Origin of the sequence: uncultured Victivallis sp., from assembly GCA_944389935.1 — a bacterium.
Lineage (GTDB): Bacteria > Verrucomicrobiota > Lentisphaeria > Victivallales > Victivallaceae > Victivallis.
In genome coordinates this window covers 23,522-38,219 of sequence record CALXOE010000010.1, presented here as the reverse complement: position 1 = coordinate 38,219, position 14,698 = coordinate 23,522, and the positions used below count along the sequence as shown (strand labels likewise).

The 14,698-nt window shown below is 58.3% G+C and carries 13 protein-coding genes; 8 read left to right on the top strand and 5 right to left on the bottom strand.

Going from position 1 to position 14,698, the window contains the following annotated elements; genetic code table 11:
• Positions 1–8: 8 nt before the first annotated feature.
• Genes Q0J85_RS04935 through Q0J85_RS04920 form a run of 4 tightly spaced genes read left to right on the top strand, consistent with a single transcriptional unit; the run spans position 9 to position 5,457 of the window.
• Complete coding sequence (locus Q0J85_RS04935) at positions 9–794, top strand: SDR family NAD(P)-dependent oxidoreductase (protein WP_294478798.1); 786 nt, start codon at positions 9–11, stop codon at positions 792–794.
• Position 795: 1 nt separating this feature from the next.
• A complete protein-coding gene (locus Q0J85_RS04930) occupies positions 796–2,451 on the top strand; it encodes a dihydroxy-acid dehydratase (RefSeq protein ID WP_294478796.1) in 1,656 nt (551 codons plus the stop codon).
• On the top strand, positions 2,445–3,740 hold the full coding sequence (locus tag Q0J85_RS04925; RefSeq protein ID WP_294478794.1) for an FAD-binding protein: 1,296 nt from the start codon (positions 2,445–2,447) through the stop codon (positions 3,738–3,740). Before Q0J85_RS04930 ends, Q0J85_RS04925 begins: the two co-directional genes overlap by 7 nt.
• Positions 3,727–5,457: a DUF5696 domain-containing protein gene (locus Q0J85_RS04920; protein ID WP_294478793.1), complete on the top strand. Its 1,731-nt coding sequence runs from the start codon at positions 3,727–3,729 to the stop codon at positions 5,455–5,457. Before Q0J85_RS04925 ends, Q0J85_RS04920 begins: the two co-directional genes overlap by 14 nt.
• Positions 5,458–5,559: 102 nt before the next feature.
• Here the strand turns inward: Q0J85_RS04920 and Q0J85_RS04915 are convergent, their stop codons facing one another.
• The 5 genes from Q0J85_RS04915 to Q0J85_RS04895 all read right to left on the bottom strand — a co-directional run bounded on the left by Q0J85_RS04915 (position 5,560) and on the right by Q0J85_RS04895 (position 10,435).
• Complete coding sequence (locus Q0J85_RS04915; RefSeq protein WP_294478791.1) at positions 5,560–6,264, bottom strand: prepilin-type N-terminal cleavage/methylation domain-containing protein; 705 nt, start codon at positions 6,262–6,264, stop codon at positions 5,560–5,562.
• A 130-nt stretch (positions 6,265–6,394) separates the two neighbouring features.
• On the bottom strand, positions 6,395–7,366 hold the full coding sequence (locus tag Q0J85_RS04910; protein ID WP_294478788.1) for a hypothetical protein: 972 nt from the start codon (positions 7,364–7,366) through the stop codon (positions 6,395–6,397).
• A 98-nt stretch (positions 7,367–7,464) separates the two neighbouring features.
• Positions 7,465–8,457 carry a LacI family DNA-binding transcriptional regulator gene (locus tag Q0J85_RS04905; RefSeq protein WP_294478786.1) on the bottom strand — a complete coding sequence of 331 codons (993 nt, stop codon included), beginning with the start codon at positions 8,455–8,457 and terminating at the stop codon, positions 7,465–7,467.
• Between the two features lie 300 nt (positions 8,458–8,757).
• Entirely contained in the window at positions 8,758–9,756 is a 999-nt protein-coding gene (locus tag Q0J85_RS04900) for a GGGtGRT protein (protein ID WP_294478784.1), read from the bottom strand.
• A gap of 13 nt (positions 9,757–9,769) precedes the next feature.
• A complete protein-coding gene (locus tag Q0J85_RS04895) occupies positions 9,770–10,435 on the bottom strand; it encodes an iron-sulfur cluster assembly scaffold protein (protein WP_367274602.1) in 666 nt (221 codons plus the stop codon).
• Between the two features lie 534 nt (positions 10,436–10,969).
• Between Q0J85_RS04895 and Q0J85_RS04890 the strand changes: the two genes are divergently transcribed.
• From Q0J85_RS04890 to Q0J85_RS04875, 4 genes are read left to right on the top strand one after another with little or no spacing between them, the layout of a single operon-like run.
• Positions 10,970–11,962: an ABC transporter substrate-binding protein gene (locus tag Q0J85_RS04890; protein ID WP_294478781.1), complete on the top strand. Its 993-nt coding sequence runs from the start codon at positions 10,970–10,972 to the stop codon at positions 11,960–11,962.
• A gap of 29 nt (positions 11,963–11,991) precedes the next feature.
• Positions 11,992–13,065, top strand: a complete 1,074-nt coding sequence (locus Q0J85_RS04885; protein ID WP_367274601.1) for an ABC transporter permease subunit — start codon at positions 11,992–11,994, stop codon at positions 13,063–13,065.
• Positions 13,046–13,945: an ABC transporter ATP-binding protein gene (locus tag Q0J85_RS04880; protein WP_294478779.1), complete on the top strand. Its 900-nt coding sequence runs from the start codon at positions 13,046–13,048 to the stop codon at positions 13,943–13,945. Before Q0J85_RS04885 ends, Q0J85_RS04880 begins: the two co-directional genes overlap by 20 nt.
• 22 nt (positions 13,946–13,967) lie before the next feature.
• Positions 13,968–14,693 (top strand): urea amidolyase associated protein UAAP1, encoded by a 726-nt coding sequence (locus tag Q0J85_RS04875; RefSeq protein ID WP_294478778.1) that lies wholly within the window; start codon positions 13,968–13,970, stop codon positions 14,691–14,693.
• Positions 14,694–14,698 lie beyond the last annotated feature (5 nt).

The window sequence follows — 14,698 nt, the reverse complement described above, 5'->3', positions numbered from 1 at the left end:
GGATGCAAATGAAACGAGTACTGATTACGGGAGCTTCGCACGGGATCGGTGCGGCGACGGCGAAAGCGTTTGCGCGGGAGGGATACCGGGTGGGGGTCAACTATTTCCGGAATCCTGCCGGAGCGGAAAAGGTCGTCGAGGAGATCCGGAATGCGGGGGGGGAGGCGGAGGCGTTCGGCGCGGACGTGACCAGCAGCGTCGAATGCGAAAAACTTGTGGAGGCGTTTCTCTCGCGCTTCGGCGGAATCGAGGTTCTGGTCAACAATGCGGGAGGTGCGTTGAAAATCCCGGCCGGGGGATTCATCGATATGCCGGTGGAGTACTGGAAGAGCCAGATCGAACTGAATCTCTCCGCCGCGGCCTACACTTCCCGGATCGCGTTGCGGGATATGATTGCGAGGAAGGTCGCGGGGCGGATCATCAACGTGAGCTCGATTCACGGCCGGATCACCTGGGTCAAACGCCGGATGCTGCCGTACTCTCCGGCCAAAGCCGGGCTCGAGATGTTCACGAAAGCGCTGGCGGTGGAGGTCGCCCCGTATGGAATCAATGTGAACTGCATCGCCCCGGGTTTCATTCTGACCAAAATCTCCGAACGTTACACGCCGGAGGATATGGCTGCATTCCGGCGGAAAATTCCGCTGGGGAGACTCGGTCAGGTCGAGGATGTGACTCCGATGATGCTCTTTCTCGCCGATCCGGAGAAATCCGCTTTCATCACCGGGCAGACTTTCGTCATCGATGGCGGCCAGTCGATTTTCGGCGGAATCGACTCCATGCTCGAGGAGGCGTGAAATGAAAGAGATGAGAAGTGCACTTCCTTACGGCGTCGCCGGCGAATGCCGCCGGGGACTCATCCGCGGAATGGGGTACACTCAGGAGGAGTTCCAGCGCCCCATCGTCGCGGTGGTGAACTCCTGGAATGAGTACAATCCCGGCCATCTTCATCTGCGGACGCTCGCAGAGCGCGTCAAACAGGGCATCCGCGAAGCGGGCGGATTGCCGTTTGAGGTCATGACTTCGGCGGTCTGCGACGGCATGGTCCTCAAGAATCCGCGCTACATCGAACTCCCGAGCCGGAATCTGATTGCCGATGAGGTGGAACTGATCGTCGAAAGCAACATGTTCGATGCGATGGTGCTGCTCTCCACCTGCGATTCGATCGTGCCGGGCCATCTGATGGCGGCGGCCCGGCTGGATATCCCGACCATCATGGTCACGGGCGGATATATGCCGATGCCGCTGTTCGAGGGGAGAAGCGTGAACTACATCGAATTGACTGACCACGTCGGCAAAGCCATGAAAGGCGAATATGACCGGACCCAGGCCGAACGCGAGGTCGCCGGCATGTACTCCCCCTGCGGTGCCTGCGGCGTGATGACCACTGCAAACAGCATGTGTTTCGCCGCGGAGGCGCTCGGAATGACGCTTCCCGGCAACGGCTGCATGGCGGCGACCGGATCGGAGCTGCTGCAGACTGCGTACCGGGCGGGACTCCGGATCATGGAACTGCTGCGGGAGAATATCACCGCGCGCCGGATTCTCACTGCCGGAGCGATCGAAAACGCCATCGCGCTGACGATGGCGACGGCGGGTTCGACCAATCTCATCATGCACCTGCCGGCGATCGCGCGGGAAGCCGGATTGACGGGCAAATTCTGGAGCTCGTTCGATCGTGCCTCCCGCGAGATCCCGCAGATCGTCGCGGCTTCGCCGAGCGGCCCGTGTCATCTGCAGGAAGTCGACCGGGCGGGAGGAACGCGGGCGATTCTGCGCACACTGATGCCGAAACTCCATGGAGAAGCCCTGACCGTGACCGGCCGGACTCTGGCGGAAAATTATGCGGACAGCCCGATCTATGATCCGGAGGTGATCCGCCCGCTCGACCGACCGGTCCGGCAGGATGGTTCGCTTTACGTGCTTTACGGCTCGCTCGCGCCGGACGGGGCGATCATCAAGGCCGGAGCCTGCGACATCCGGACGTTTACCGGGCGCGCGCGCTGTTTTGATTCGCTCGATTCGGCATTGGCGGCCCTCAACTCGGGGGAAATCCGCCCGGGAGATGTTGCGGTTCTGCGCTATCTGGGGCCGCGGGCCGCGTTCGGAACGACCGCTTACGTGTTCCAGAAAGAGCTCAAGGGGCGCGGTCTCGACCGGGACGTTGCGATTGTGACCGACGGACGGTTCTCCGGCGGTTCGAGCGGACTCTCCATCGGATATCTTTCGCCCGAGGCCGCACTCGGGGGGCCGCTGGCGCTCGTCCATGACGGAGACCGGATTGAGATCGATCTCGAGGAACGGAAACTGGAACTCTGCGTGCCGCAGTCGGAACTCGAGGAGCGCAAACGCACCTGGAGCTGGCAGTTTGATCCCTCCGGAGTTCCGCCGTTTCTGCGGCTGTTCTGCCGCAACGCGGGTTCGCTGGCCGAGGGAGCGGCCTGGGAATGCTGAAGTGTGACGTCCTCATCGTCGGCGGGGGAATCGCCGGACTGTCGGCGGCGGCGGAGGTTCCACCGGAACTTTCGGTCATACTGGCGGATGCCGGTGGTGCCGCCTCGACGGAGATCATGGGCTTTTCCGCCCCGGCGAACGAGCCGGATTCGCCGGAACGGATGTTTGAAGATACCATCCGTTCCGGCGGCGGAGAGTCCGATCCGGCACTGGTCCGGGTTTTGTGCAGCCGCGCGTTGCGGGAGTTGAAACGCCTGGAGCGGCTCGGCATCGTTTTCGACCGCACCGCTGCCGGGAGTTACGATATGGTTCCGGCGCTGGGAACGAGTTTCCCGCGCGTGGTTCACTCCGGCACGACCACGGGAAAACAGGTGATGGAGCGTCTGGCGCGGCCCGTCCTGCGGGAACGGGTGACGGAACTCTTCACCGCCGATGGCGGCGCCGTCGCGGGTGCCCGACTGGAATCCGGTGAAATCATCTCCACCCGGGCGGTTGTTCTCGCCGGCGGCGGCTTCGCCGGACTCTGGAAACGCTCCACGTGGAGCAAAAAGCTGCGGGGAGAGGCCTTGACTCTGGGGATGAGCGTCGGCGCACGGTTGCGCGGAGTCGGATTCATCCAGTTCGAGCCGACCGTCACGGCGGACGGATTTCCGGTCATCACCACTGCTCTGCGGGAGGGGGCGGAACTGCTCACCGAACGCGGCGACCGGTTGTCCCCCGCGCCCCGGAAACGGGAGCTTGCGCGGCAGATTCAACAGGAAATCGATCGCGGAGGAGAGGTTTTTTACGATTTTTCCGGCGTGGATGAGCGGCGTTTTGCTGAGCGATACCCCGAATACTTCCGACGGTTTCAGCCGTGGCCGCCGCGCTTTTCCGTGCGCCCGGCGCCCCACACCACGCTCGGCGGGTTGGAGATCGATCCTGATGGCGCGACCAGTGTCCCGGGGCTCTTCGCCGCGGGCGAGTGTACAGGAGGAATTCACGGGCGCGATCGTCTCGGCGGGAATGCGGGGCTTGAGACGCTCGTATTCGGCCGCATTGCCGGGAGCTCGGCGGCACGATATGCCGCCTCCGCGCCTCGACTCGCGTTTCGGGAGTCGCCGCCGCGAGAACAGCCCGGGCCGGAAGTGTTTGCGGAGATCGCTGCGATTTTCGATCGCTGCGTCACGGTCTGCGACGAGCCGGAGAAACTCCGGGAAGCGAAACGGCTGCTCGCGCTGCTGCCGCCTTTTCCGGTGGTGAAACTTGCAGAAAAAGTTTGTGAAAGGAAAGAATATGCTGATTATTGATCTGGTCAAATCCGACGGTACCCGCGAACGGCGCTGCTGTCCGGAACCGGAGAATCACTTCCGGCTCGCGAAAGAGGAGATTCCCGCGGGCGTCCGCTACGTCGAGATCCGGCACGATGCGTTTTGCGCCCGGGCGGGGGAGGATGGCTATATGGTTGTCCCGAATACGTTTATGGGGGAGGAGGGGAATCCCTGTCACTCTGCGTTGATCCGCTTTCGCGCGAGACCTGACACTGAGGCGTGTTTCCCGCGCCATCCGATGCCGCTTTACGGGATCGTCCGGAACGGCAGAGGCCTGCTTGCCGTGGTCACGGGTATGGCGCTCGATTACGACCTGATTGCCGCCTGTCGGAACGGGGAATACTCTCTGTATCCGCGTTTCCGCCTCTATGAGGACGGCGCTCCGGAAGATCTGGAACTTCGCTTTTTTGCGCTGGAGGGGAGCGAGGCGGATTATTCCGGTATGGCGCGGCGGTATCGCCGGTACCGGCTCGAAAAGGATTGTGTCCCGCTGCGGGAACGCAGCCGGCGTTACCCGGTTCTGGCGGAGATGGCGGAGGGGCCGCTGGTTCGACTGCGGCTGGCATGGAAACCGGTTCCTCCTCCGGTTCTGGAGCAGACTCCGGAAAACGAGCCGCCAATACATGTGGCGATGACGTTCGACCGGGTCTGCGAACTCATGGATGAGTTTCATCGCCAGGGGATTGAACATGCGGAGTTTCAGCTCGTCGGCTGGAACAAATCCGGGCACGACGGACGTTTCCCGGATCTCTATCCGGTCGAGCCGCTGCTCGGCGGGGAAGAGGGAATGCGGAATGTGATCGCCAGAGCGCACGCTTACGGATACCTCATCAGTTGCCATACAAATGTTTACGATTCCTATACCATCGCTTCGCGGTGGCGCCGGGAAGATATGATCAAAGACCGCAACGGTGAGATCGTTCCTGGAGGAAGATGGGGAGGGGGACAATCCTATTTCCCTTGCCCGAAAGCGGCTTACGAACATTATGCCGTGCAGGATCTCCGCGAACTCAAGGCGTTCGGTTTTCGCGGCATGCACTATTTCGACGTGATGAGCATCGTTCCGACCCGGCGTTGTTACGATCCGGCGCACCCGCTGACTCGTACCGAGGCGGCGCGCTGGCGGGCGAAGACGATGGCTCTGGCGCGGGAGGAGATCGGTGCGAGCGGTTCCGAGGGGCCGTTCGACTTCTGCGCGGCGGAGATGGATTACGTGCTTTACGCGATTTTCACGCCGGACGCGCCGCTGCCGCCGATCTGTGACGAGAAGATTCCGCTCTGGTTTCTGGTCTATCATGGAATTCTGAGTTACAATCCGACCTGTGAAACGGTCAACTCCGCGATCCGTACTGATGATCCCGATCCGGAACTCCGGATGGTGGAGTACGGCGGTCGGCCATTTGCCTATTTCTACTCCAAGTTCCTGAGTTCGGGGGTGAACTGGATGGGAGAACAGGACTGCACCGCGGCGACCGATGAGGAGATGCGCTGGTGCGTGAGCCGGATCCGGGAACAGTACGACCGTTACCGGGAATTGCGTGATCTGCAGTTCGAGTTCATGGAACGGTATGAGACTTTGGCGGAAAACGTTGCCCTCATCACCTATTCCGGCGGGAGCGTACTGCTGGTAAACCGTTCGGATCAAACGTATGACGGTGTTCCGCCGCACTCGTACCGGCGCAGGAACAGCCGTTGAAAAATTCGCAATTCAAGAAAATAAAACCACCGATCGAGCCGGTGGTTTTAATTTATCTCCGCGAACAGAGTTGTCTGTCCGCGGAATCGTGTTCGTGCGCTGTCAGCGGTAGGAATACCACAATTCCTCCTGGTACAGTTCCGGCTGGCTCATCGCAACGACGTGCCCGTCGAAGAAAAGTACATTGGCCCGACTCGAATGGATGAAGTGTACGCCGTTGTCCGTCAGATAGAGAGTTGGCGACTGGGCGTACTTTCTGACCACCTGCCAGATTCCCGTCCGGCTGGAATCATTGAAAGTCTCCGTATGATGAATTTTAGCGGAAGGATTTTTGACGCGGGTGAATTTGTAGATAAACTCCCAGGGATTGCTGCCGCTGCTTCTGCCAAGATAGTCGTTCAGGCCATCAGCATTTTTCGCATAGGAGGAGATCTGGTATTTTCCGGTTTCCGCATTGGGCTCCATGCTGAATTTCTCCGGACAGAGTTTGTCGAACGGAACGCAATTCACTTTGGAAACCTGAATCCCGTCATTTTTTATTTCCGTCTGAACGCCAAGATATTGCAGAAACTGCGCACTCCAGACCCATTGCTGCGCAAATTGGCCGTCGTGGAATCGAACGTCGAAGTCGTTGTAATCGACGGAGTAAAATGTGTTTGCATTTCCAACCGCTTTCAAGTTGTTCATGCAGGTTGCCGCCCGGCCTCTGGCCCGTGCCTGGTTGAGTGCCGGCAGCAGCATGGAGGCCAGAATTGCGATGATCGCAATGACAACTAATAATTCAATGAGTGTAAAGTAACGTTTCATCCTCTCCCTCCTTGTGTTTTGCGAACGGTGCATTGCGGAATGGTTTCCTGATACGATTGACACTTTGCTTCTCCTTTGACTGAATGGTTGTTTGCTGCCGGAATTCCATAATATGTTCCTGGACACCGCCTCAGCGCGATCCCTGGTCGATCTGCAGAGTACAGGCGTCTAACAGTTCGGTGAGAGAACCGGACGCCAGAGCGATGGTGGTGTCCGCTGCACCATAATAAACACGGACCAGGTCTTTCTCCTCGTCGACGATGCAGCCGGTGGCGAATACCGTGTTCTGACAGTTTCCCATGAATTCGTATTCGGTATCGGGCGAGAGAATCCAGCCGTCGGTCATGCCCAGAACCCGTTCCGGATTTTCCAGGTCGAGCAGGAGTGCTCCGAGACAGTAACGGCTGCCCCCCGCGTAGGTGTTCACCCCATGGAAAATCTCGAGCCAGCCGCGTGAGGTTTTCTGCGGAACGGTCGGCCCGATTTTCTCTTTCGCCCAGATGTTGTTGACCGGTGCGGCAACAAGCTGCTTGTAATTTCCCCAATGCAGGAGATCGGGCGAATAGGCGATCCAGAGTTCACCCCCACGCGAACTGTAAGGTCGGTCGATTCGACAGTACTGGCCGTTGAATGTCTCCGGGAACAGACAGGGTACCCGGTTGCAGGGCAGCGCCACACAACCCAGATATTCGCGTTTTTTCCAATCGCGTGTCCGCTCCATGATGCAGGCGGTTCCAATGCGGGGCTGAATCGGCCGGATGATGTAGTACCACTCGCCGATCTGCGTGACCCGCGGATCGATCGGCCACTCGTCGAAGAGCTTGAGATCCGGTTCCAGCCCGTTCAGCGAGGTGATGAACGGTTCCGGTTCCACCTCAAAATCCACGCCGTTTTCGCTGGTGGCTACATACATGGCCGGTTTCCCGTTCCCGTGGGCGGGCGCGACCGGAAGCAGCAGCAGTGTCCTCCCCTGATAAGTCGTTTGACCGCAGTTGAATACGGCGTCTACCGGGTAGGGGAGACCGATGTTCTGAGGCGTGATGATCGGATTGCGTTCGCAACGGTGGAGAATATTCTCTTTTCTGTAAAGATTGTGATTCATGGTGGAGATTCTTTCTTTTTAAACTAGATTTTAATTCAATTCACTTGAATGTGGAACGTATGCTGTACAAATGTTCGATCTGATTCCTGCTGACCCGGTTATGATTTCACCGGCGTTCGTATATTTGCCAGGGTGGCGCCCACCATGTAGGTGGTCGGGATACTTTCGGGATTCCGAATCCGCCACAACAGGGCCTGAATAGATTTGCGTCCGATTTCACAGGGATACTGCAGCACCATGGGAAAGTGAGTCTGCTCTTCGTGAAATCCCAGGGTGAAAATTTCAATGTCGTTCGGAACCTGCAGCCCGTAACCGTTCAAAATGGGTTCCAGCGCCTGTGCTGCCACATAGTAGGGGACGATCAATCCACGGGGTTGGGGAGGGGTACTCCAGAGACGGCAGAAACTCCGGATGATCTCGGCGATCTCCGTATTTTCCGGAAGCGGAAGCGACTCGAGATCGATTTTCCGGCCATGCCGCTTCATCTCGAGGGCGATCCCGAGAAGCCGAGTGGTGTAGCAGCGCGGCAGCAGGATGCCGAAATTGTCGATCCCGCGCTCAAGCATGTACTGGCAGGCGCTGCGCCCGAAAAAAAGATTGTCGTTGATGACCACATCGATCCCGGATGGCTCCTCGAACGAGTCGGCGGCGGCCGCCACCGCCGGAATCTTCCGCTCATTCAGCAGAGCGATGATTTCCCGGGTCGGAGAGTTGATCAGAACCACTCCCGCAAGTTGTTCCAGATTCAAATTTTCCGGCAATTTCCGGCATTCGGCCGGGAGCGTCCGGATGAGCAGTTCGTATTTTTCCTGTTCGGCAACTTCCTGGGCGCCGCGCAGCATGTTGCTGAAGAAATCAAACGAAAAAGGGTTCTGCTGCTCGGAAAAAGGACACATCAGAAAGGCGATCTGCGTCCGGTTCACGCCGGTCCGGACACAATAGCGGAGCTTCAAAACCGCTTTGCGGACATTTTCACAGGTCTCATCGCTGATTGACGGGACATTGTTCAATACCCGGGAGACGGTGCTTTGCGAGACTCCGGCTTCCCGGGCGACGTCCGTCATGGTGATGGTTTTCATGGAATCGCGCATTCTATCATCCTTTGTTTTGCTTTATATTATAGGAAAATTCTGCCGCAAAGTCAACAGAGGGACAGGGAGTTCCGAGTCAATTTTGAAATTTTCTATGCATAACTGCCTCTTTGTTATGCATAATGAAGCGCATAAGCTGCACGGTGAATGCTCCCGGCGACGATATCTGACAACCGAATTCAATCCGGGAGGAAACGCCGGAAACAGCACTTCCCCCTCCCTGAAAAACGTTTTGGAAAACAAAAAAACGGCGCCCCGCTCGTATGAAACGGGGCGCCGCTTTGATTTGCGACAGCTCGATTACTTCGCCTGGGAAACCGCCACCGCGACGGCGACCGAAGCGCCGACCATCGGGTTGTTGCCCATGCCGATGAGACCCATCATCTCGACGTGCGCCGGAACGCTGGAGGAACCCGCGAACTGCGCGTCGCCGTGCATGCGGCCCATCGTGTCGGTCATGCCGTAGGAGGCCGGACCGGCAGCCATGTTGTCCGGGTGCAGCGTGCGGCCGGTGCCGCCGCCCGAGGCGACGCTGAAGTATTTGCGGCCGTTCTCGATCGCCCACTTCTTGTAAGTGCCGGCGACCGGATGCTGGAACCGGGTCGGGTTCGTGGAGTTTCCGGTGATGGAAACATCGACGCCCTCTTTGATCATGATCGCAACACCCTCGGAGACGTCGTCGGCGCCGTAGCACTTGACCGCCGCTTTCGGCCCGTTGGAGAACGCCTTCTCCTCGACGATCTTCAGTTCGCCGGTGTAGTAGTCATACTCGGTCTCAACGTAGGTGAAACCATTGATGCGGCTGATGATGTAGGCGGCATCCTTGCCGAGTCCGTTCAGGATGACGCGGAGCGGCTCCTTGCGGACTTTGTTGGCGGTCTTGGCGATGCCGATCGCGCCCTCGGCCGCCGCGAACGACTCGTGGCCGGCGAGGAAGCAGAAGCACTTGGTCTCTTCGCGCAGCAGCATCGCAGCGAGGTTGCCGTGGCCGAGACCGACCTGACGGGAGTCCGCTACGGACCCCGGAATGCAGAACGCCTGGAGACCGATTCCGATGTTCTCGGCGGCTTCGGCGGCATCTTTGGAACCTTTCTTGATGGCGATGGCGGCGCCGAGGGTGTAAGCCCAGACGGCGTTCTCGAATGCGATCGGCTGCACGCCGCGGACGATCTTGTCGACGTCGACGCCCTTGGAGAGGCAGAGGTCGCGGGCGGCCTCGAGGGACTCGATGCCGTACTCTTTCAGCGCCTTTTCGATTTTTCCGATCCGGCGCTCGTATCCTTCAAATTGCACGCTCATTGTCATGAACTCCTTATTCTTTGCGCGGGTCGATTTTCTTGACGGCTTCGTCGAAGCGGCCGTAGCTCTTGACATTGGCCTTGAATGCTTCGGCGGGTTCGACGCCCTTGCGGATGGCTTCCATCATTTTGCCGAGGTGGACGAACTTGTAGCCGATGATCTCGCTGTTCTCGTCGAGTCCGAGCTCGAGGACGTATCCCTCGGCCATCTCGAGGTAACGCGGTCCCTTTTCCAGGGTGGAGAACATGGTCCCGACCTGGGAACGAAGTCCCTTGCCGAGGTCTTCAAGACCGGCGCCGATGGGCAGTCCGCCTTCGCTGAACGCGGTCTGGGTACGGCCGTAGACGATCTGTTTGAAGAGTTCACGCATGGCGACGTTGATGGCGTCGCAGACGAGGTCGGAGTTCAGAGCCTCGAGAATGGTCTTGCCGGGGAGAATCTCCGACGCCATGGCGGCGGAGTGAGTCATGCCGGAGCAGCCGAGGGTTTCGACGAGAGCTTCCTGAATGACGCCGTCCTTGACGTTGAGCGTGAGTTTGCAGGCGCCCTGCTGGGGAGCGCACCAGCCCACGCCGTGGGTCAGGCCGGAAATATCGGAGATCTGCTTGGATTTGACCCACTTCCCCTCCTCGGGAATCGGGGCCGGGCCGTGTTTGACGCCTTTGGCGACGCGGCACATCTGCTCGACTTCGTGCGAGCACTGATACGGACAACTCATGTTGGTTCTCCTTGCGAAGTTGCTTGTTTAGAAACGGGAAATTGAAATAATATACACCAGATTTGTTTTTTTTCACCCCCGGAGGCGGATTTTTTTCCTTTTTTCGCCCGGCACCGCGGAAAAGCGGGAAAATGGAGGCGGGGCGGCCGGCCTCCGGAATTTCCGGAACGCAATCCCGGAAAATGTAAATTCCGCTTTCTGAAAACGCCGGGGGCATATCCGGATTCTCCGCCCGACCAAACCCGGTCCGATATGCGGCCGTTCACGGTCTCGGCCCGCGATCCGGCTGTCGCCGACGGCGGTCGGAGCGAGCCGTTCCCCGGTTGATCGAATCCGGAGGCGTTTAGACAAAATTGGTCGTATGCGATCTCCGGTTTGAACAAAATTGTAAAACAAAATCGGGCTGTATCGACCTGTTCCCCCTCAAAAACAAGGTTGGCATTCATCCTGCTGCAAAGAGGGCATCCAACCGTTCATGAGAAAAGGAGGTTGAAAATGAGTGGTTTTAAATTTGTCATAGCTGGAATCCTCAGTGCCATTGCTCCTCTGGTGATGATGGCGGCCGATCAGCCGACGCTCCGGATCGGATACAGCGACTGGCCGGGCTGGACCGCCTGGGAGATCGCCGACAAGAAGGGATTTTTCCAGAAACACGGCGTCAAGGTCAAACTCGAGTGGTTCGAGTACGGGCCCTCACTTGATGCGTTTTCCGTCGGGAAAATCGATGCGGTCGGACTCTCCAACGGCGACGCGATGGTGCTCAATGCGACCGGCGCGCGGAACGTCATCATCCTCATCAACGATTACAGCAACGGCAACGACAAAATCGTCGCCCGCCCCGGAATCAATTCCGTCAAGGAACTCAAGGGCAAAAAGGTCGGGGTTGAATTCGGTTGTCTGAGTCATGCGCTTCTCATCAATGCTCTTACGAAAAACGGACTGAAAGAGTCGGACGTGGAACTCGTGAATATGCCGACCCATCAGGCCGCGCAGATCCTCGAGACCGGCGAGGTCGATGCCGTGGTCGCCTGGCAGCCGCACTCGGGCAACGCGCTTGAACTCGTGAAGGGATCAAAAGCCATCTATACGAGCGCGGACGAGCCCGGAATCATCTACGATGTGCTGACGGTTTCGACGGAAAGTCTGATGAAGCATCGCGATGAATGGAAGAAAGTCATTGCCGCCTGGTACGATGTCATCGATTTCCTGAACGATCCGGCAACCCGGCCGGAAGCGATCAAAATCATGGCGGACCGGGTCGGGGTTTCTGAGAAAAAATATGGAGACTATATCGACGGGACTCGTTTTCTCACCGCCGAGGAGGCGCTGGCCCGTTTCCGTAAAACGCCGGGATTCGACTCCATTTACGGTTCTTCGGAAATTGTCGACAAGTTCTTCTTCGGGAATAAGATCTATAAGAAAAGCGTCGATGTGAACCGGCATATCACGCCGATCTTTACGAAAGAGTATCTGTCCCGTCAGAAATGATTCACGGTTCCGGATTGAGGAAGTTCATGATGAAAATGCAGAACGTTGGCTGTTTTGCCATACGAAAAAAATTAACCAGACGTCAGGAATATATTCTGCTGTTTCTCTCGTTCGCACTGCCGCTCCTGCTCTGGTGCCTGGTAAGCTACGTCCCGTTTCTCTATCATCCGCTGGTTCGGGTGACGGACGCGGGGGACAGCTTCCTGTGCGCCCCGGGCGACCTTATCGAGCGCAGCGCGTTTGAAGAGGAAAATCGGGAACTGGCCTCGAGCGGCGGAAAAATCATGCGGGGGGAGCGGGCGAATCCCGCTTACCTCCCTGCGCCGCATCAGGTTGCCCGGTCGCTGGTGACCGCGTTTCTGACTCCGCCGCGCCGCGACGGGGAGGCGTGGTTTCACGAGAGCATCGGGCACAGCATCCGGATTGTGTTTCTCGGATTTCTGATCTCTTCGCTCTTCGGTGTCCCGCTGGGGATTCTCTGTGGGACATTTCCGTTTTTCGAGCGTCTGATCGAACCGTTCATCGAATTTTTCCGTTATTTCCCCGCGCCGGTGTTTGCGACACTGTGCGTGGCGATCCTCGGAATCAACGATGCGCCGAAGATTGCGATCATCTTCATCGGAACCTTTTTCCAGCAGCTGCCGATGGTGGCCAATACCACCCGCAGCGCGGACGGCGCGTTGATCGAAGCGGCTCAGACTCTCGGGGCATCCCGGAGAAGAATCCTCATGAAAGTCATCATCCCGAGTGTTCTCCCGCGGCTCTACAAGGATATGCGGATTCTGCTCGGATGGGCGTGGACCTATCTGATCGTCGCGGAGGTCGTCGGAACGAGCTCCGGAATCAGCTGGTTCATCAACCAGCAGGCGAAATACCGGGACTTTTCCAATGTGTATGCCGCGATCATCATCATCGGCTGCATCGGATTGTTCTGCGATATGTTCCTCGCGTGGTTCGGCCGCCAGATCTTCCCGTGGGAGAGCAAGCACAAGGGGATTTTCTACCGGGCGGCGGAGGAGATTTTCGGTCCCCGCGACCAGGTGTTTTCGATCGTTCTTTCCAAAGAGGAGAGGAGGAAAAGAGATGAACAGCACTCTGCCTGATTACAAACAAATGATGAGTCCCGAGGTGCGTGACCGGTTCGCCCGGCTGGTTCGCCGCCCGGTCATCATGGAAACCCGGAATCTCTTCAAGGAGTTTCCGACTTCCAGCGGAAAAAACCAGATTGTCCTGAAAGATATTTCGTTTCAGGTCCATCAGCGGGAGTTCCTCTCGATCATCGGTCCCTCCGGCTGCGGAAAGTCGACGCTGATCCGCATTCTGGCCGGACTCGAGACGGCGACTTCCGGGGAAATTCTGCTGGACGGCAAACCGGTCGTCGCTCCCGGCGCGGAACGCGGGATGGTCTTTCAGAAGTACACGCTCTTCCCCTGGCTGACCGTCTGCCGGAACGTCATGTTCGGGCTGGAATCGATCGGCAAGGATCGCGACACCGCCGAAAACATCGCGCTGCAGTGGCTGGACATCATCGGGCTGGCCCGGTATGCGGACTACTATCCCGGACAGCTTTCCGGAGGCATGCAGCAGCGTGTGGCGATCGCCAGAGCCCTCGCGCCTCAGCCGCGCGTTCTGCTCATGGACGAACCGTTCGGGGCGCTCGACGCGCAGACCCGGACTCAGATGCAGAACTATCTGCTCGAAGTCTGGCGGAACATCGACATCACGATCATTTTCGTGACGCACGATCTGGACGAGGCGGTCTATCTCTCCGACCGCATTCTGGCTCTGAAAGCGAATCCGGGCGAAATCAATGAACTCATCGAAGTTCCGCTCCCGCGGCCGCGCCGTTCGCGGATGCTGCTCGAACCGGAATTCCTCGCAACCCGGGAGCACATCGACAAGTTGATCCGTCCCCCCGTCAAGCGGGAAGACGAGTGTGAATTCAAAGTCGTCAACATGGTCGGCGACAAGACATTTTTGTAAAACCTGAACAGGAGGTATGATTATGAACAGCGACATCACGGATCGGATCATCACGGAAACCACCATCGCCGGAGGCTGGAACTACTCGCGCATCATTCGCCGGGGCCAGGCTCTGCGGCTGACCGATATCGAGGGCGGCGGAAACGTTTCGGCCATGTTCTACAACGCCGCGAATTTCTCGGAACGGTTCAATCTCGGGGACACCCTGAAGATTCAACATATCTGCCGCCTCACGAAAGATTGCTGCATCTACTCCGACATGGGGCGGATTCTCATGAGCGTTCCCGCGGACACCTGCGGATGGCACGACATGCTCTGCGGCTGCGCCCACGCCTCCCTCATCGAGAAGAAATTCGGGAAGAAGGAGTATCAGGAGGCGCACAACGACTTCTACCGGAACGGTTACGACTCTCTGCTCGTCGAACTGGGCAAGCACGGCATGACCAAACGCGACTTCACGGAGATCATCAACTTCTTCTCCAAAGTCATTGTGGATGACAAGGGTGGCATGAGTTTCATCGAGGGCAACTCCAAACCCGGCGATTACGTCGACCTGCGCGCGGAGATCGATACGCTGGTGATTCTCGATACCGGTATGCATCCGCTTTCTCCCGCGACCGAATATCCGCGCAAGCCGATCAAGGCGACGGTTTACCGCTGCGAACCCGGCACAAAAGAGGATCCCTGTTTCACCTGGTGTCCGGAGAACGAGCGGGGTTTCATTGCAACTGAACTTTATCTTGCGTGAGGTGA